A 17619-nucleotide genomic window follows, 5' to 3' on the forward strand; every position below is an offset into this window, starting at 1 on the left:
TTAAAAGCATAAACCCGATCCTGCATTGATGGTTGAAGCATTAGTGCAAAATTAAAATAAAAATTCAACTGTTGTTGAAATTTACAAAATAAATTTAAATTTTAATATTGAATAGCAATTCTGATATTCTGTATCTGCATCTATTACTCATTTCGCTTCCTGATGGAAGGCATAGACCACTATCAAAAAGCATACCACATATATTATTACCAAAGAAATAATAATCTTTATACAAATCCTGTAAATGCATCGGTTTCCATAAATATCGGACCTCTATATTTTTTCAGAAATTGTTTTGCAATTTTTTCTTTTTGTAAATCAGGATGTTTAATGATGGTATTGAGCCAGTAATTGGAATAATATTTTTCATCAGGATCAGAAATAGAGAAAATATTTCAGAATCATTTAATATGGTCTGATAAAAGTCATTATTTTTCCTGTGTTCAGGAATTCTTTCTTCAGGAACCTGCATCTGTCCTCTCCCGATTCCTGCGGAAATATTAAGGCGGTAATTGTATGCTATTTCAGAATGGCTGTAATAATCTTTCTTCTTTGGCCTGTGTTGCCAGGTATAATGTCCTGTTTTTATCTTTGATTTCTTGAAATCAAGATACCGCCACCCGACTTCGTAATGATTTTATTTCCATTAAAGCTTATAACCGACAAATCACCGAACGTTCCGCAAAGCTGATTTTATAACAGCTTCCCAGATCTTCTGCGCTACCTTTGATACCAAGAACCTCGTATTCTCTGGAAATATCCATAATCTCTTTTACCATGAAAGGCATTCCATATAAAGACACAAAAATTATTGCTTGGGGGTTTTTACCCTCTTTTATACAAAACTTAATCGCTTCCTCCAGAGCATCCGGACATAAATTTCACGTGAAATGCTCACCGTCTACAAAAATGAGATTCGCCTTAAATACAGAATGGGATTAGCAGAAGCCACAAAGGTCAAAGACTGCATATGACGAAATTCCCTTCCCCGACATTTAAAAGCTGCAGCGCGAGATGTATGGCTGCGGTGCCGGAAGATAAAGCAGTGACAAATGAATTCTCACCCAAATAATTTTCAAGGCTTTTTTCAAATTCGGTAATGTTATGGCCGGCCTGCGAAATCCAGTTGGCATCAAATGCTTCCTGTAGATATTGAAGCTCGCTGACCCTCATATAGGAGGGTGAAAGCCAAATTAGTTCCAATACCAAATGTTAATTTTATTCAAAAACATCGTTTATTCGCTCATATTCAAAACCCCGGCTCATCAGGTATTTTATGGTTTTGGATTTTTTCTGATATTCCTGTCCGCTTTGTTTTGCGTAATAATCTTCATAAATCTTTTTTATGGTTTTCAGATAATCGTCTTCATAAATTTCATCAAAGCATTTGCTGATCAGTTTATCGGTAATCTGCTTTTGCTTGAGATGCATTTTGATTTTTGTCTTTCCCCAGTGCTTGATATAAAATTTGCCGCGGATGTAGCTTCTGGTAAACCGCTCTTCATTCAGATAATTTTCTTTCATCAGATAAAGCATGATTTCTTCCTTTGCTTCATCAATCAAAAGAAACTCCTTCATTTTCTGTTCAACTTCTGCATGGCAACGGTCCTGATACACGCAATAATTCACGAGTTTCAGCTTGATCTCAGCAAAAGTCAGAGACTTCTTTTCCATATGTAATGATACAAAAAAGAATGGACAGTGTGCCCATTCTTTCATTTATTTATAATAAGATTAGTAATTGAACAAGGCTTTACCTTCCATTAATTCATTTACTTTTTTTCTTACGGAAGCAATTACTTCTTCATTTTTGATATTGTCCACCACGTCGGAAATCAATCCGGCAATCGTATCCATATCGTTTTCTTTCAATCCTCTTGTCGTAATGGCTGCAGTACCCAAACGGATTCCGGAAGTTGTAAACGGTGATTTATCATCAAACGGAACCATATTTTTGTTGCAGGTAATATCTGCCAATACCAATGCTTTTTCGGTCTCTTTACCGTTCACATTTTTATTTCGGAGATCTACCAGCATCAGGTGGTTATCCGTTCCGCCGCTTACAATATCGAATCCTCTGTCGATCATTGCTTTGGCCAGAGCCTGGGCGTTGGACTGTACCTGCTTGGCATACGTCATGAACTTATCATCCAGCGCTTCACCGAAGGCTACTGCCTTTCCTGCGATAACGTGCTCCAGCGGGCCGCCCTGGATTCCAGGGAAAACAGCTCCGTCAAGAACCTGGCTCATCATTTTGGTCTCGCCTTTCGGTGTTTTATGACCGTAGGTATTTTCAAAATCTTTGCCCATCATGATCATTCCTCCTCGCGGGCCTCTTAAAGTCTTATGCGTAGTTGTGGTTACAAGGTGGCAATGCTCAAACGGGTTATTTAAAAGACCTTTGGCAACAAGACCTGCCGGGTGGGCAATATCGGCCCAAAGCGTAGCTCCGATTTCATCGGCAACTTCCCTGAATTTTGCATAATCAAGATCCCTGGAATATGCTGAGAAACCTGCAATAAGCATTTTCGGCCTTTCCCTTAATGCCACTTCTCTCATCTGATCGTAATCGATAAGGCCGGTCTCCTGCTGAACGCCATACGAAACCACATCATACTGGATCCCTGAAAAGTTTACGGCTGAACCGTGAGTCAGGTGCCCTCCCATGGAAAGGTCCATTCCCATGATTTTGTCACCGGGTTTTAAAACGGCAAGATAAATGGCTGCATTCGCCTGGGATCCTGAATGAGGCTGAACATTTACATACTCGATTCCGAAAAGTTCTTTCGCTCTTTCAATTGCCAGGGTTTCGACCTCATCTACTACTTCACATCCTCCGTAATATCTTTTCCCGGGATATCCTTCAGCATATTTATTGGTCAATACGCTTCCCACAGCTTTCATTACATTATCAGAAACAAAGTTTTCTGACGCAATCATCTCAATGCCGTGAGTCTGTCTTTGTCTTTCTTTTTCAATCAGGTCGAAAATAATGTCCATTTTACTTTTAGTTTTAGAAATTTTTCATGCCAAAAGTACGAAATTTCCGGCGAGATTTCAGCATTAGAAAATATGATTTTTAGTGGGAAAAATTATCAAATTCGCCTATCAGAGGTTTTCTTTAATGAAATTTTCACAATATTTCTTAATTTCTTCCCGAACATTTTTAAAGGCATGGCAGATTTCCTCCTTCCTTCCCATTGCTTTGGCAGGATCGGGAAAATTTTGATGAAAGGATTTCGTTTTCGACGGGAAATACGGACAATTTTCTTTAGCGTGGTCACAAACAGTAATCACAAAATCAAAATCGAGGTGCCTGTATTCATCGATGTGGTTGGAAGTATGCCTGGAAATGTCGATGCCATCTTCTTTCATGGTTGCAACAGCCTCTGGATTCAAGCCGTGGGTTTCAATTCCCGCACTATAGATTTCAGCTCTGTCCCCGGCAAAGTACCGCAGATAACCTTCTGCGATCTGACTTCTGCAGCTGTTTCCCGTGCAGAGAACAAATATCTTCTTTTTCATATTTAAACAAGCAACCAAATAATATTAATAATACAGAACTTCGGATCGAAGCCGAAAATCAGCTGCAGAAGAATGACGGAAGCCGTTATCATGAGAGGCTTCCTGTATTTTATCAAAAGGTTTTCCATAGTATCAGCAACATCCGGCCCCAGGGCAGCAGCCTGAATTTTGTTTTGTAAGTTCACTCAGTTGTACTTTTTGCTTCTGTGTCGGTATTCCGCAGGCCTCCTCGGCAAGACAGGCAGTTAAAGTATTTTTGAGAATGAAATTTTTCCCGTTAAAATCCAGACTGTACTTTCCAATAGTCGTGCTTTGGTATTCCACTTCAATTTCGACATCTTTTATTCCCAGCTGTATTTCGGCGAGCGAGATAATACCGAGCAGTTTCCCGGCTTTCAGACGGTGTTCATAATCGTCGGCATTCCAGAGCTGAAAGTTTACTTTTTCCTCTGTCCTTAAGGTTCCGCCACAGTCGATAAAATTTTTGGTAACCTTTCCGATTTCAGTCACATGAAAATGTTCCGGTACAAATGTTCCGTCTTCCAGCTGGAATTCCATATTGTTTAGTCCAGGAAGGATTTTTTTAATCTGTTCAAGAGTCATAACGCTTCTATTCTAATTGTAATATCGCAATATTACGATAATTTATTTTAATTTTTTTCAACAGCAACTTTGATTTTTAACGGTGGCAATCACCTCCGAAAAAAACAGATGCAATACCTCAAAAGCTTTTTCATCAATACAATAACAAACGGAATTTCCTTCAACATTTCCTTTGATCAGGCCTGCATTTTTCAATTCTTTAAGGTGCTGGGAAACGGTAGGCTGCGCCAGAGGAAGCTCATTCACGATATCTCCGCAAATACATTCGTTTACTTTTAAGAGGTATTCTATAATAGCAATCCGCGCAGGATGGCCTAATGCCTTTGCAATAACCGCAATCCGGTTCTGGCGTTCGGTAAAGAAATCTGTTTTTGTAGCACCCATATCCAAAACTTTATCGCAATATTACGATAAATATTCTTGATCAGCCAAATTTCTCTAAAAAAACCTCCCGAAAAACCGGGAGGCAGCAAAATAAATATATAAATGAAGTTTAAAAACTTTCATCAGCAAGCTCCTTATTTACAATCGCTCCGGTTAAATTTCCCTGAGCTACCGCATTTGCTACGGCACGCATCATGGTGGTATTGTCACCGCAGGCAAAAACACCTTCTACATTGGTTTTATGGAAGTGGTCTATTTTAATGTGCCCATGTTCCGTAAGCTCCAGTCCCAGATCATCGGTGTTGACATTCTGCTCAAAAGGAATTTTGGCATAGAGGGCATCCAAGGAAATTTCTTCCCCACCTTTGAGAATAACCTTACGGATCTGCCCGTTCTCGTGATCAATCCTTTCAATCTCCGTTTCTGTAATTCCTATGTTGTTTCTGCCGAATCTTTCGGTTTGTTCACCGTTGAGTGTTGAACTACCGTTGGTGAAAAGGGTCAGTTCTTTGGTTAAATTATAAACAATCTTTGAAAATTCGAAACCCATATCGCCGTTAGACATAATGCCGGTGGCCTTTCCATGAACTTCATATCCATGGCAATAAGGACAATGAATCACTGAAATTCCCCAGCATTCCGCAAACCCGGGAATATCCGGCATTATATCTTTTACGCCTGAAGCCAGGATTATCTTTCTGGCATGAAATACACCGCCGTTTTCAGTCCTTACTTCAAAATTTTCAGATTGCTTTGATACGTTGGTTACGAGTCCGTCATAAAATTGTACGGTTTTATATTTCGACACCTGCTCTTTAGCGAGATCAGAAATTTCTTTCGGTATTTTTCCGTCATGGGTAAGAAAATTATGGGAATACGGGGTCTGCTGATTACAGGGTCTTCCACTATCAATAATTAAAATTTTCCGTAAGGATCTTCCTAAAGCCATTCCCGCCGATAGTCCCGAATAGCTCCCTCCTATAATGATTACATCAAAGTTATTTTCCATTAGCTGTCTGTTTGCCGGTAGTAAGTACAAGTACTGCACCGTTATCTGTCGCAAAGGTAAAACAAAAATTATTAATGCAACAATGTTTCAATAATAAAATTATGAATCAGCGTATTCAATGAAAGTAGAGCGTTTGCCTAAAGTTAAGTTTGATTGGTTAAGCCACCTGAAAATCATAACAGATCCGGGAATCTAAATATTCCAGGCTGTCGAAAAACGCCTTCAGCCTTAGCCCTGATTGGAACGGCATCCTTTTTTGTTGCGGGCGGAACAGCGTGGAGGCCGTAACAGAAAAGATACAGTGGAAAGCAGGAAACAGCTCCTGAAAAATATCCGGAACAGAGATGAAGACCCGATAAAACAAAAAACCCGGGTATACCCCGGGATTGTGTTAAAAAAAATATAGTGATTGCTTACTATTTTTTCGCTTTGTCTTTTAATTCTTCTTTGTCTTTATCAGAAGGGTTCCAGACTTTCACTTCCGCATTTTTATCCAGCCCTGCCAGGATCTGAACATTGATTCCGTCGCTTGCGCCTAATTTTACGTACGCTTTCTTGAACTTGCCGTCTTTTTGTTTTACTTCCACGAAAGGAACGTCTTTTCCGTTTCTTTTTTCATACTGGATTAAAGATTCATCCAGCAGCAGAGCATTTTTCTGTGAATTCAGTACAATCTCACCGTTGGCTGAAAACCCGGCTCTGATGTACTCGTTATTCGGGTTGAAAACATCACCCTCTACCGGAAATTTAATGGTTCCGTTGTTGTCTTTTCCTTTCGGAGCGATCATCGTCAGCCTTCCCGGAAATGTTTTGTTCTGAAGAGCACCGATCACGATGTTCATGTCCATTCCCTGCTTCAGCTTTCCGGCCTGGGCCTCATCGATTTCTCCCTGGAAGATCAGTGAATTCAGGTTAGCGATCGAACAGATGGTGGTTCCGGCATTGAATGAGTTGGCTTCAATCACCTGGCTTCCTACTTTTACCGGCACCTCAAGAACTGTTCCTGATGCTTTGGAGCGGATCTGGGTGGTAGCCAGCCCCTGCAGTTCCGGAGTAGATCCCGTTCTGGCGATCTGCAAAGCCTTTTGGGCCGTTACCAATTGCTGCTGGGCATTTCTGAGGGCCTGTTGCGTAGAGTACAGCTGCTGTTGGGCATTTAAGTATTCCTGCTTGGAAGCTACCCCTTGCTTATAAAGACGCTCCTGCATGTCAAACTGTTTGCGCATGTTATCGACGTTCAGTTTGGCATTGCTGATCTGAAGCTGCTGGTTGCTCACATTCTGCTGTGCGTTGTTCACCTCGGAAAGATTGGGAACAATCCTTACTGTGGCAATCAGCTGTCCCACTTCTACCCTGTCTCCTTCATCCACCAGGATTTTATCGATAATCCCTGCAATATTCGGCTTGATCTCAATTTCTTCTTTCGGAACAATTTTCCCCGTAGCCATTACTTTATCGTCCATGTTCTGAACGGTAGGCTTTCGGGTTAGGAACGCTTCATCTTCCTTTGAATTGGATTTTACCAGGTACCCGATTCCTGCGAAGAGGGCCACGGCAAACAAAAGCCCCAGGACGATATAAACGGCTTTTTTCCAGGTGAATTTCTTTTTCATTGTATAGTTTATTTTTTTATTCTGTTAAATTAAATTCATTCAATTATTCGGTTCTCAATGCTTCGATCGGTCTGATTTTTACAGCTCTCTGCGCCGGAATCAGCCCGATAATCAATCCAAGGATTACCATGACCGACATGGCAGCAAAAACATTCCCGTAGTTTACGGTCGGATTGTAAAACGGAAACGAGTCCTGGCCTTTGGTGGCGATATCCAGAATCATCAGCACAAAAATCCCGAAGATAAAGCCGAGCAGGCCCGATGAGAGTGTAATGACCACACTTTCCAGCAGGATCTGGTTCCGTACCTCGGCAGGCTTTGCGCCTAATGCTCTCCGGATCCCGATTTCTTTGGTTCTTTCCTTCACCGTGATCAGCAGGATGTTGGAAATGGCAATGACTCCGGCGAGGATGGTTAAGGTTCCTACGATAATGGTTAAAAGCTGCATTCCCGTCAGAAAGCCGGTAAGCTTTTTAAATTCCTTCCCTAAATTGAAGCTTCCGAACGCATTGGTATCTTCCGGGGAAACTTTATTTTGGGCTTTCAGTTCAAGCTTTACTTTTTGTTCCACGGAATTCACATCCACATTCGGTTTGCTCACAATGGCAAACATATCGATCTGGTCTGCGGCATTATACATTTTCGTATAGGTGGAAAGCGGAATAAAAACCGTCTGGTCATTTTCGAAACCGCCACCTTTCTTCACCCGGAAAACCCCGATCACATTAAAAAAGATCCCTTTGATATTGATGGATTTCCCAAGCGGGTTCTCGTTCTTTTTGGCATCAAAGAAATTTTTGTAAATCTCTTCTCCGATGACGGCCACGTTTTTATTTCCCGAAACATCGGCATCGTTGATGTATCTTCCGAAAATCAGCTTTTTTTCGGAAATTTTATTTCCTATCGGATAATCCCCGGTTAAGGAATAGGTTCCCGTTTTACCGTTTTTAGACATGGCTTCTCCCGGAGTTCCTGTAAAGCTTCCGCGTGAGTTCTGAGGGGAAATATAGTCGATGTCCGGGATTTTCCTTTTCAGCATGTCGATATCCGGAAGGTGAAGATGCACCTGCCTTCCTTTTGGAAACCCCTCATATGGAATAGAGGTATTCTGTGCCCAAAGGAAAATCGAGTTGGTAGCAAAACCGGAAAACAATTTATCGAAACCGTTTTCCATTCCTTTTGCCGCTCCCAGCAAACTTACATACAAAAACATACCCCAGCCTACCCCGATCATGGTAAGGAATGTCCGGAGCTTATTATTCCGCAACGAATAATAAATTTCCTGCCAGGTATCTTTTTTAAATATTATGTTCATTTTAAACTGTCAGTTTTTTAATATTGTCAATCGTCAATTTCTTCAAGTCAATGGTGAATTTTCTGTGACCTTAATTCACTTGAAAGCAAGGTTCACCTTTCGTCTTTACCAATGGTATTCCTTCGGATCAGTTCGCTATGCCTTTCAATTTCAGTTCAGTTATAAGCTTCATTTTTTACTCGCGAAGTGAAATTCATCTTTCACCTTCTATCATTCCGTCCTCAAGGCTTCAATCGGCTTGATTTTCGATGCCCGGTATGCCGGAACGAATCCTGCCACCAATCCTGAAAAAACCAGCGCGATGAATGCCGCAATAATATGCCCCCAGCCTACACTCGGATCTTTAATAAAATACTCTTCCAGGTTATTTCCGATTAAATACAAAGCCAACACCCCCAATCCTACACCGATCAGTCCTGAAACCACGGTGATAACTACACTTTCCTGAACGATCAGGGCTACAATGCTCCGCGGTTTCGCCCCGATGGCTTTCCGCACCCCGATTTCTTTGGTCCTTTCTTTTACGATATAGACCATGATGTTGCTGATCCCTATGATTCCCGCCAGTAGAGTTCCCAAACCGATAAATCCGACGATTCCGGTAAGAACGGCCATGAATGCGAAAGTGTCGTTCATATTCTGGGCATTGTTCCAGATCCGGACTCCGTTTTCATCGTCGGGAGCCACGTTTTTACGGGCTTTTAGCCGTTCTTTCAGCTTGTCGCCGTATTTGATGGCCTGTTCAGGCGTCATTTTTTCGTTATAGGCAATGTAATTGATGCTTACTGTATCGGATCCCTTTTTCATCTGCTGCAGCGTGCTAATCGGAACGGTAATGTGCCTTTCGTCCCAGTCGCCGCCATCATCCGAAAATACCCCGACCACTTTGAACATGGTTCCGTTGATGTTCAACTCTTTACCAACAGGGCTTCCGTTTTTGATAAGGTCACGCTGGACCATTCTGCCGATCACGGCCACATTCTGTTTCCGCTCGAGATCGGTCGGGGTCAGGTAGCGGCCTTCCAGTACTTTCCGGTTTTCAATGACCTGTTCTTCAGGCGTGGCGCCGTTGATCTGGTAATTCCCGCTTTCCTTTCCGTATTTCACCAATAGGTTTGAGGTATATCTTGGAGTGGAACTCCCCACTTTTTCTTTATCAATATTGACGAGAAAATCGTAGTCATCATTATTCATTGTCACCTGCCGGTCAGACTGCAGCCCGTTGTAAGCGATGGTTGTTTTTCCCGTAACAATCGAAATCAGGTTTTGGGCATCCCGGGCAAAGCCTTGGGTAAAAGCATTCTGCAATCCCGATCCTATTCCGAAAAGCACAATGAAAATAAACAATCCCAACGCCACGGTAAAACCGGAAAGTACTGTCCGCAATACATTACTGCGGATCGAACTGAATATTTCCTGCCAACGATCTAGATCAAACATATTTTTTAGGCTTGAAGCGGGAAGCTGGATGAAAGAAGTCTCCATCTTTCCGCTGATTTAATTCTAATTTATTATAACATCCTTTCTCCCAGCACCCAGCATCCTACTTTACAACACCAGCTGCTTAATAAACTCATCACTTTCGATGATTCCGTCTCGGAGTACGACGTTTCTTTTGGTCTGTGCGGCAACGTCGGGCTCGTGGGTCACGACAATGATGGTTTTCCCTTCATTGTTAATGTTCTGAAGAAGCTTCATGATGTCGTGGGTAGTCTTGGAATCCAATGCCCCGGTCGGTTCATCGGCCAGTACTACTTTCGGATCGGTGATTAATGCCCTGGCGATGGCCACCCTTTGCTTCTGCCCTCCTGAAAGCTCATTCGGCAAATGGTTTGCCCATTGGGCCAGCCCAACTTTCTCCAGGTATTCCATCGCTTTCTGGTTACGTTCTTTTCTAGCAACATTCTGGTAATACAGCGGAAGGGCTACATTATCCAGAGCGGTTTTATATCCGATCAGATTGAAGGACTGGAAAATGAATCCCAGAAACCGGCTTCTGTATTCTGCCGCTTTTACTTCAGACAAATGTTCGATCGGCACGCTATCCAGTTCGTAGATCCCGGAATCTTTTTCATCAAGAATACCGATGATATTCAGAAGTGTGGATTTTCCGGATCCGGAACTTCCCATGATCGAAACAAACTCCCCCTCGGAAATGCTGAGATTGATTCCCTTGAGTACGTGCAGTTTGCTCTTTCCCGTGTCGTACGATTTGTGTAAATCCTGAATTAGTAACATGAAGTGATGTTATGTTTTATATTCAATAAGTAGGTACATTTTTTAATTTGTTACGGCGAATGGAAATTTCTTTCCATAAATTAATGTTTAACAAAATAATCCTTTATTTATAAGGCTTTATACTTTTTTGTTTAATAAAAATTCTGTAATATCCCCTATTTCTCCGTGATAAAGGTTTGGAAGTCAATATCTAAAGGCTTTCCGTGCAAATGTGGAAAACTTTTACTGTTAAAACTCAACGAATTAGTGTTTTGCCCTTTCAATTACAGTTCTTGTTTTCTAACTTTGTACATAAATGGTCCGGGATCTATAACAGTTTTGATTGTGAATAAATTTTACCAATAAGTAACTATCAGTCAACTACTTGTTTATTTCAAGCGACTTTTCCACACTGATCCGATTAATTAAATATAAAGACATTTTAACATGGGAGTTTTTGATAAGAGAGTAAGTTACAAGCCATTTGAATACCCTGAAGTTCTTCAGTTCGTAGAGGCGATCAACAAATCGTTCTGGGTACATTCCGAAGTGGATTTTACTGCAGATGTTCAGGATTTTCATTCGCAGCTGGAGCCGCATGAAAAACATGCTGTGAAAAATGCGCTTTTGGCGATTGCACAGATTGAGGTGTCTGTAAAGACCTTCTGGGGAAATCTATACACGCATCTTCCAAAACCTGAATTCAACGGGCTGGGTTCTACCTTCGCCGAATGTGAATTCCGTCACTCAGAAGCCTATTCCCGTCTTCTTGAGGTGTTGGGATATAATGATGAGTTCCTTAACGTTGTTGAAATTCCTGCTGTAAAAAGCAGAATCGAGTTTCTGGGAAATGCCCTGAGACATGCCAATTCCGCAACACCTAAAGAATATGTTTCGGCTTTACTGCTGTTCAGTATCCTGGTAGAAAACGTATCGCTTTTCTCTCAGTTTGCCATTATCCTTTCTTTCACAAGGTTCAAAGGATTCATGAAAAACGTTTCCAACATTATTGCCTGGACCTCCATTGACGAACAGATCCACGCCAATGCCGGAATTTTCCTGATCAACAAAATCAGGGAGGAGCAGCCGGAACTTTTAACCGACAGTGATATAGAAGACATTTATACTTTGGTGGATGAATCTATCGAAAGAGAAGGCGATATCCTGAGCTGGATCTTCGAATTAGGCGAAATAGACCATGTTTCTAAAGAAGACCTTTTGAATTTCATGAAATACCGTGTTGATGACAGCCTTAAGAAAATCGACATGCAGCCGAGGTACAATGTTACTGCCGAGCAGTACAGACCAATGGTTTGGTTTGAAGAAGAGGTTTTCGCTAATTCTATGGATGATTTCTTTGCGAAAAGACCGGTGGATTATACGAAGCACGATAAGAGTATTACAGCGAACGATTTATTCTAAATGAATAAATCATGATAAGGCACTGGTCTCTACAAATATCATGTTAGCCTACCGAATCATTAAAAATTTACTTTAAAGCAACGAAATTCCTGAGCCGTAAAACCGTTCGGGAATTCGAAAATATACAACAACTATGGACGAACAGAACAACAACATATGGTGGCTCAATGAAGAGTCTGAGCAAATGCTGAACAGGGGCTATTTGCTGAAAGGGGAAACGGTAGACGGTGCCATTGACCGGATTACCACTGCTGCGGCAAAGAGATTATACAAGCCGGAGCTTCAGCCAGCTTTCAAGGAAATGATCACCAAAGGATGGATCAGTTTCTCGTCGCCGGTTTGGGCCAATATGGGAACCCAGAGAGGGCTTCCAATTTCATGTTTCAACGTGCACATTCCGGACAGCATCGAAGGTATTACTCACAAAATGGGTGAGGTGATCATGCAGACGAAAATCGGGGGTGGAACTTCAGGGTATTTCGGAGAGCTCCGTAACCGTGGAACAGCGGTAACGGACAACGGTAAATCTTCAGGCGCGGTTTCTTTCATGAAATTATTTGATACGGCAATGGATGTTGTTTCCCAGGGCGGTGTAAGAAGAGGAGCTTTTGCTGCTTACCTGGACATCGACCACGGGGATATTGAAGAATTTTTATCGATTAAAGATATCGGAAGCCCGATCCAGAACCTGTTTACCGGAATCTGTGTACCGGATTACTGGATGCAGGATATGATCGACGGCGATATGGATAAGCGTAAAATCTGGGCAAGGGTATTGGAAAGCCGCCAACAGAAGGGGCTTCCTTACATCTTCTTTACGGATAACGTAAATAGAAACAAGCCTCAGGTATATAAGGATCTCGGGCTGACGGTAAACGCAAGTAACCTTTGTTCCGAAATCATGCTTCCTTCCACAAGGGAAGAATCTTTCATCTGCTGTCTGTCTTCCATGAACCTGGAACTGTATGATGAGTGGAAAGATACCGATGCCGTAAAACTGGCCATCTACTTCCTGGATGCCGTATTGTCCGAATTCATTGATAAGACGGAAGGCAACTATTACCTTCAGGGTGCAAGAAACTTCGCCATGCGTCACAGGGCTTTAGGTTTAGGGGTTTTAGGATACCATTCTTACCTTCAGAAAAATATGATCCCGTTTGAAAGTTTTGAAGCAACACAGTTCAACGCAAGGGCTTTCAGGCTTATCAAAGAACAATCTGAACAGGCTTCAAGAGAGCTTGCAAACATCTATGGGGAACCGGAAATACTGAAAGGATACGGATTGAGAAATACCACGACGATGGCTATTGCTCCTACGACATCAAGTTCTGCGATCCTGGGACAGACTTCTCCGGGAATCGAACCGTTTGCATCCAACTATTACAAAGCCGGGCTTGCCAAAGGAAACTTCATGCGTAAAAATAAGTATCTGGCTAAATTGCTTGAAGCAAAAGGGCTTGACAATGAAGAAACATGGAGAACCATCATGTTGAATCACGGTTCGGTACAACATTTGAAGGAACTAACCGATGAAGAGAAAGCAGTGTTTAAAACCTTCAAGGAAATTTCTCCGATGGAAATTATTTCCCAGGCTGCCCAAAGACAGCAGTATATCGATCAGGCGCAGTCCCTGAACCTGCAGATCCCTTCGACAATGCCTGTGAAAGATGTAAACTACCTTTACATCGAAGCATGGAAGAAAGGTGTAAAAACCCTTTATTATCAAAGAAGTTCTTCTGTTTCTAAAGAAATGATGGTAAATTTTGTTACCTGCACAGCTTGTGAAGCATAAGACTTTCAAATAATAAACAATACATATTCACTTCGGCACGCTTTTTAGCGTGCTTTTTTATGGCCAGATATATATAAAAATTGCATAGTGCTGTGAAAACAATTTCTGTAAGTTTTATCTTATATTTGTTCAGCCGCCTAATCAAAAAAACATCCAGTTATGAAATTCGGAAAAGTGGAAGACCCTTCAAAGATTAATTTTACATTGCCTAAAGACCATCCGCGAACACAGGAAATTTTAAGCCGGAATACAGAAGGGCTTGAGAATATTTCAGTCGGGGCGGCCAAGTGGACCAAAAGCGAAATGAAAGGATTCTACCCGAAAGGTACGAAAGACGAACTGAAGTACTATTCTACCCAGTTCAATTCAATTGAGCTTAACGGTACATTTTACGGAATGCCGGCTCCGGAACAGATTCTTACCTGGAAAGACAAAACGCCCGCAAACTTCAAATTTTTCCCTAAAATCACCAGTACGATTTCACACTACAGGCGGCTGATTGACGTTACGGATCATGTCACGCAGTTTGCCACCTCCGTCCTGAATTTTGAAGAAAAACTGGGCATGGTCTTTCTACAGCTTCATGATAATTACCAGCCAAAAGATTACAGCAGGCTCGAAAAGTTTGTAAAAGAATGGCCGAAAGAAGTTCCGCTGGCGATCGAGCTCAGAAATAGCGAGTGGTATAACAACGAGGAAATTTTCAATATAACCTGTGACCTTTTTGAAGAACATCAGATCACTAATATTATTGTAGATACGCCCGGCAGAAGAGATATGCTTCATATGCGGCTTACCACTCCCACTACTTTCATCCGTTTTGTGGCAGCCGGTACGGAAATAGACCTTACACGGCTGGATGAATGGGTAGAACGGCTTACGGCCTGGAAAAAAGAAGGCCTGCAAAATATTTATTTTTTTGTCCATCAGGGTTTCGAAAAAGACAGTCCTCTGTTAGCGTCCTATCTCGTCAAAAAACTCAATGAAATCTGGAAAACAGACCTTCACATCCCAAAAATGGCAACGGAAAGCATCGGAAGTCTGTTTTAGAAAATTAAGACTTTAAATTTTATTCGCTAATTAGTGAAATAAATTACATCAAAAGCTACCACTTTAACGAAGATAATCCACTTTTTTAACTATTAAAAAAATTCCGTGCAATTCTGTATTCGTATTTTTATAATCAGTACATTAGGAAAATATATCCCGTTAAGGGGAATGTTTAACAATTTATTGAAAAGCAATGGAAAATGAAATCTGCACCATCAGCATCGCCACTAACTGGCTGGGCGACGAATATACTTTTTATGAGGACCATAAAATAAAAAGAACGTATGACAGCAACAGCTTGAGTTCCGATAAAACCGAGTGGCTTGAGCAGAAACAGATTAGTAAGCAGAATAAAGATAAATTGGTGAAGAACTGCCCGGAAGAATTCAAGGAGACGGTTATGCTGATTCTGGATTATCCTTAAACAGCGGAAGACTTTAACGTTAAAGCCCGGAAGGGGAAAACTGGAGGCTGGAAGCCTCTTAAACGTTAAAATAAATCAGATTATCTAAATATAATTCCAGCCAAGTATAGAACAGGCCGGAATTCATTATTTACGTTTTCTCGTCAGCAATACAAGATTGAGAAACAACAGCAGGAAATCCAGGGTTACCCAGATGCCCACCTTTGTATTTTCATAATTGTAGGCTTCTACCTGCTTTTTGGCAATCTCCGAAAGTTTCACACTCTGGTTGATATAGTTATTGATCTCAATGATCTGGTCGATGTTCTTATTCGGAACGGCGTGCTGGGAAAAATATACCAGGTTTTTTTTTCCAAGATATCCTACGATCCAGTATTCATCGGATCTATCCATTCTCAAATATTCAATTCTGTAGTATTCTGAACGGATATTGCCGATATGCTTGGTTTCAATTGCCTTTCCGGCTTCAGGATCGTTGAGATTGATCACATAAAAATCGATAGGCTGCGGAAGTTTGTTGATGACCTGCAAAGCTACAGAATCCTGCACGATTCCCACCGAGCTTCTTTTAATAAACCAATAGGTAAAAAAAGAAATGGAGAAAACGAGCGTGAGGATCCTGAAGATCTTCGCCCATTCCGCGCCCCTTCCCTTCTTTATTTTGAAAAGAATAAGGGAAAAAACCAATGCCCAGAAAATAAGCAGGACCATAAATACCATACTGCAAAGATACTTATTTAAAAGGGTTTATCGGGAATGCTAGTCAACATTCCATTCTTTATAGAACTGATCGAGGAATTTCAGCATAAAACCGTGTCTTTCCTCTGCCATTTGCTTCCCTTTTTCCGTATTCATCAGATCTTTCAGCAGCAATAATTTTTCATAGAAATGATTGATGGTTGTCCCGTTTGATTTCTTGTATTCTTCTTTGGACATATTCAGTTTAGGTTCAATATCCGGATCATACATCAGGTTGTTTTTAAAGCCTCCGAAGTTGAATGTCCTGGCAATTCCAATGGCCCCAATGGCATCGATTCTGTCTGCATCCTGTACGATTTTAAGTTCAACCGGGAGATCCTGCGGAACCTCGTCCCTGTTCTTAAAGGAAATATTTTTAATGATGAATAATACCTGCCCGATGACCTCTTCCGGAACCTGCTGGCTTTCCAGAAATACCCTGGATACTTTCAGAGCAATGGTTTCATCCCCGTTATGGAACTTCGGATCAGCAATATCATGCAGCAGGGCAGACAGTTCCACCACTTCTTTATTACATTTTTCCGTTTCGGCAATTTTTTCAGACAGCTTCCACACCCTTTCGATGTGAAACCAGTCGTGTCCCGCTTCTGCACCTTTCAATTTTTCTTTTACAAATTCTACCGTGTTTCCGATCAGTTTATTCATCTTATCAATTCGTTTAAAATAATGTCCCAAAGATTTTTATTATAGCTCCTGAAAAAATTGACGTGGCCGATTTCTCCCTGCTCAGATTCTGAAGTTTTAACTAATCTATATACAGGTCTGAGGTTTGGATACGTATTATTCAGCAGGCTTTTTACCCCTTTTTCCGTCAGCCATCCGTCATCTTCTGCCCGGATGACCAATACACGCTGTTTCAGATCTTTAGAATAGTCCTCTGTTTTTTCCAGCAACCGGTTGGTTGATTTTCTGTTTAAAATTAAGGTTCTCCAGTCAGATGCGCAATTTTTCGGGAGACTTTCTCCGAGTCCGAACCACTGCGCAGGAAAATATCCCAGCAATCCTGTGGTTAAAGGCTGAATAATTCCAAATCCCAGGAGGGCTTCTACTTTGGTCCTGAATTTTAAATTCCCGATGAAAGCATTCTGTGTCCCGACAAAAACAAATTCGTCAAAGATCCCCGAGCCCTCATTCATTCCCATGATTAAAGCACCTACTGAATGGCCGAGAACATATTTTTTGTAGTTGTTAAAATGAATTTTAATATAATCGGTTACTGCTTTATAATCCATAGCTCCCCAAACCCTCATTGAAGCTTTAAAACCTCTCATACGGGCAGGTTTGGAAGAACCGATGCCGCGGTAATCATAAGTAATAACGGTGAACCCTTTTTGCGAAAAGTAACTGGCAAATAAAAAGTAAAGCTGCTGTTTTACGCCTGTAGCCGAATTGATGAGCAACAGTCGGCCATTGCTTTTTTCAGGCAGAAAAAGATGAGCCGTAATTGAAAAACGGTCCGGTGTCGTAAGTTTTAACTCTTTCATAAGTAAAAGAAAAAATCCACTA

General features: G+C 41.4%; 20 protein-coding genes. 4 read left to right on the forward strand and 16 right to left on the reverse strand.

The features are described 5' to 3' along the window. Window positions 1-283: 283 nt before the first annotated feature. The 13 genes from FY557_RS20525 to FY557_RS01125 all read right to left on the reverse strand — a co-directional run bounded on the left by FY557_RS20525 (window position 284) and on the right by FY557_RS01125 (window position 10687). On the reverse strand, window positions 284-589 hold the full coding sequence (locus FY557_RS20525) for a DegT/DnrJ/EryC1/StrS family aminotransferase (RefSeq protein ID WP_317131771.1): 306 nt from the start codon (window positions 587-589) through the stop codon (window positions 284-286). Between the two features lie 64 nt (window positions 590-653). Further along, a complete protein-coding gene (locus FY557_RS20530) occupies window positions 654-863 on the reverse strand; it encodes a DegT/DnrJ/EryC1/StrS family aminotransferase (protein WP_317131772.1) in 210 nt (69 codons plus the stop codon). Window positions 864-957: 94 nt separating this feature from the next. Next, window positions 958-1203 (reverse strand): DegT/DnrJ/EryC1/StrS family aminotransferase, encoded by a 246-nt coding sequence (locus tag FY557_RS20535; protein ID WP_317131770.1) that lies wholly within the window; start codon window positions 1201-1203, stop codon window positions 958-960. A gap of 15 nt (window positions 1204-1218) precedes the next feature. Continuing rightward, the gene (locus tag FY557_RS01075; protein ID WP_149245450.1) at window positions 1219-1674 is read right to left on the reverse strand and encodes a regulatory protein RecX; all 456 of its coding nucleotides are present in this window, start codon (window positions 1672-1674) and stop codon (window positions 1219-1221) included. Between the two features lie 60 nt (window positions 1675-1734). Continuing rightward, the gene (gene glyA / locus FY557_RS01080; protein WP_149245451.1) at window positions 1735-3000 is read right to left on the reverse strand and encodes a serine hydroxymethyltransferase; all 1266 of its coding nucleotides are present in this window, start codon (window positions 2998-3000) and stop codon (window positions 1735-1737) included. Between the two features lie 108 nt (window positions 3001-3108). Beyond that, a complete protein-coding gene (locus FY557_RS01085) occupies window positions 3109-3525 on the reverse strand; it encodes an arsenate reductase ArsC (RefSeq protein ID WP_149245452.1) in 417 nt (138 codons plus the stop codon). Between the two features lie 132 nt (window positions 3526-3657). Then, window positions 3658-4128, reverse strand: coding sequence for a DUF6428 family protein (locus FY557_RS01095; protein ID WP_149245454.1), 471 nt, complete (start codon window positions 4126-4128; stop codon window positions 3658-3660). Window positions 4129-4185: 57 nt separating this feature from the next. After that, window positions 4186-4512 carry an ArsR/SmtB family transcription factor gene (locus tag FY557_RS01100; RefSeq protein WP_149245455.1) on the reverse strand — a complete coding sequence of 109 codons (327 nt, stop codon included), beginning with the start codon at window positions 4510-4512 and terminating at the stop codon, window positions 4186-4188. Window positions 4513-4621: 109 nt separating this feature from the next. Next, window positions 4622-5521: an NAD(P)/FAD-dependent oxidoreductase gene (locus tag FY557_RS01105; RefSeq protein WP_149245456.1), complete on the reverse strand. Its 900-nt coding sequence runs from the start codon at window positions 5519-5521 to the stop codon at window positions 4622-4624. A gap of 416 nt (window positions 5522-5937) precedes the next feature. After that, window positions 5938-7134: an efflux RND transporter periplasmic adaptor subunit gene (locus FY557_RS01110; protein ID WP_149245457.1), complete on the reverse strand. Its 1197-nt coding sequence runs from the start codon at window positions 7132-7134 to the stop codon at window positions 5938-5940. Between the two features lie 43 nt (window positions 7135-7177). Next, window positions 7178-8449 (reverse strand): ABC transporter permease, encoded by a 1272-nt coding sequence (locus tag FY557_RS01115; RefSeq protein WP_149245458.1) that lies wholly within the window; start codon window positions 8447-8449, stop codon window positions 7178-7180. 210 nt (window positions 8450-8659) lie between these two features. Then, entirely contained in the window at window positions 8660-9889 is a 1230-nt protein-coding gene (locus FY557_RS01120; protein ID WP_149245459.1) for an ABC transporter permease, read from the reverse strand. A gap of 108 nt (window positions 9890-9997) precedes the next feature. Beyond that, on the reverse strand, window positions 9998-10687 hold the full coding sequence (locus FY557_RS01125; RefSeq protein WP_149245460.1) for an ABC transporter ATP-binding protein: 690 nt from the start codon (window positions 10685-10687) through the stop codon (window positions 9998-10000). 426 nt (window positions 10688-11113) lie between these two features. Between FY557_RS01125 and FY557_RS01130 the strand changes: the two genes are divergently transcribed. The 4 genes from FY557_RS01130 to FY557_RS01145 all read left to right on the forward strand — a co-directional run bounded on the left by FY557_RS01130 (window position 11114) and on the right by FY557_RS01145 (window position 15354). Then, complete coding sequence (locus FY557_RS01130; RefSeq protein ID WP_149245461.1) at window positions 11114-12088, forward strand: ribonucleotide-diphosphate reductase subunit beta; 975 nt, start codon at window positions 11114-11116, stop codon at window positions 12086-12088. A gap of 133 nt (window positions 12089-12221) precedes the next feature. Beyond that, window positions 12222-13880 carry a ribonucleoside-diphosphate reductase subunit alpha gene (locus FY557_RS01135; protein ID WP_149245462.1) on the forward strand — a complete coding sequence of 553 codons (1659 nt, stop codon included), beginning with the start codon at window positions 12222-12224 and terminating at the stop codon, window positions 13878-13880. Between the two features lie 159 nt (window positions 13881-14039). Then, a complete protein-coding gene (locus FY557_RS01140) occupies window positions 14040-14930 on the forward strand; it encodes a DUF72 domain-containing protein (protein WP_149245463.1) in 891 nt (296 codons plus the stop codon). Window positions 14931-15123: 193 nt separating this feature from the next. Then, entirely contained in the window at window positions 15124-15354 is a 231-nt protein-coding gene (locus FY557_RS01145; protein ID WP_149245464.1) for a hypothetical protein, read from the forward strand. 126 nt (window positions 15355-15480) lie between these two features. Here the strand turns inward: FY557_RS01145 and FY557_RS01150 are convergent, their stop codons facing one another. Genes FY557_RS01150 through FY557_RS01160 form a run of 3 tightly spaced genes read right to left on the reverse strand, consistent with a single transcriptional unit; the run spans window position 15481 to window position 17597 of the window. Next, window positions 15481-16074, reverse strand: a complete 594-nt coding sequence (locus FY557_RS01150; protein ID WP_149245465.1) for a hypothetical protein — start codon at window positions 16072-16074, stop codon at window positions 15481-15483. 39 nt (window positions 16075-16113) lie between these two features. Continuing rightward, window positions 16114-16758, reverse strand: coding sequence for an HD domain-containing protein (locus tag FY557_RS01155; protein WP_149245466.1), 645 nt, complete (start codon window positions 16756-16758; stop codon window positions 16114-16116). Next, a complete protein-coding gene (locus FY557_RS01160) occupies window positions 16755-17597 on the reverse strand; it encodes an alpha/beta fold hydrolase (protein ID WP_149245467.1) in 843 nt (280 codons plus the stop codon). Before FY557_RS01160 ends, FY557_RS01155 begins: the two co-directional genes overlap by 4 nt. Between the last annotated feature and the right edge of the window lie 22 nt (window positions 17598-17619).

The sequence above is a fragment of the Chryseobacterium sp. SN22 genome (assembly GCF_008329705.1).
In the GTDB taxonomy this organism is placed as follows: Bacteria; Bacteroidota; Bacteroidia; order Flavobacteriales; family Weeksellaceae; genus Chryseobacterium.

What these genes read in the sequence shown, in the direction of transcription:
- FY557_RS01085 (WP_149245452.1), bottom strand. Translation starts at nt 3,525, where the DNA reads ATGAAAAAGAAGATATTTGTTCTCTGCACGGGAAACAGCTGCAGAAGT.
- FY557_RS01075 (WP_149245450.1), bottom strand. Translation starts at nt 1,674, where the DNA reads ATGGAAAAGAAGTCTCTGACTTTTGCTGAGATCAAGCTGAAACTCGTG.
- FY557_RS01155 (WP_149245466.1), bottom strand. Translation starts at nt 16,758, where the DNA reads ATGAATAAACTGATCGGAAACACGGTAGAATTTGTAAAAGAAAAATTG.
- FY557_RS01110 (WP_149245457.1), bottom strand. Translation starts at nt 7,134, where the DNA reads ATGAAAAAGAAATTCACCTGGAAAAAAGCCGTTTATATCGTCCTGGGG.
- FY557_RS01140 (WP_149245463.1), top strand. Translation starts at nt 14,040, where the DNA reads ATGAAATTCGGAAAAGTGGAAGACCCTTCAAAGATTAATTTTACATTG.
- FY557_RS01100 (WP_149245455.1), bottom strand. Translation starts at nt 4,512, where the DNA reads ATGGGTGCTACAAAAACAGATTTCTTTACCGAACGCCAGAACCGGATT.
- FY557_RS01135 (WP_149245462.1), top strand. Translation starts at nt 12,222, where the DNA reads ATGGACGAACAGAACAACAACATATGGTGGCTCAATGAAGAGTCTGAG.
- FY557_RS01145 (WP_149245464.1), top strand. Translation starts at nt 15,124, where the DNA reads ATGGAAAATGAAATCTGCACCATCAGCATCGCCACTAACTGGCTGGGC.
- FY557_RS01095 (WP_149245454.1), bottom strand. Translation starts at nt 4,128, where the DNA reads ATGACTCTTGAACAGATTAAAAAAATCCTTCCTGGACTAAACAATATG.
- FY557_RS01105 (WP_149245456.1), bottom strand. Translation starts at nt 5,521, where the DNA reads ATGGAAAATAACTTTGATGTAATCATTATAGGAGGGAGCTATTCGGGA.
- FY557_RS01125 (WP_149245460.1), bottom strand. Translation starts at nt 10,687, where the DNA reads ATGTTACTAATTCAGGATTTACACAAATCGTACGACACGGGAAAGAGC.
- FY557_RS01120 (WP_149245459.1), bottom strand. Translation starts at nt 9,889, where the DNA reads ATGTTTGATCTAGATCGTTGGCAGGAAATATTCAGTTCGATCCGCAGT.
- FY557_RS01130 (WP_149245461.1), top strand. Translation starts at nt 11,114, where the DNA reads ATGGGAGTTTTTGATAAGAGAGTAAGTTACAAGCCATTTGAATACCCT.
- glyA (WP_149245451.1), bottom strand. Translation starts at nt 3,000, where the DNA reads ATGGACATTATTTTCGACCTGATTGAAAAAGAAAGACAAAGACAGACT.
- FY557_RS01115 (WP_149245458.1), bottom strand. Translation starts at nt 8,449, where the DNA reads ATGAACATAATATTTAAAAAAGATACCTGGCAGGAAATTTATTATTCG.
- FY557_RS01150 (WP_149245465.1), bottom strand. Translation starts at nt 16,074, where the DNA reads ATGGTATTTATGGTCCTGCTTATTTTCTGGGCATTGGTTTTTTCCCTT.
- FY557_RS01160 (WP_149245467.1), bottom strand. Translation starts at nt 17,597, where the DNA reads ATGAAAGAGTTAAAACTTACGACACCGGACCGTTTTTCAATTACGGCT.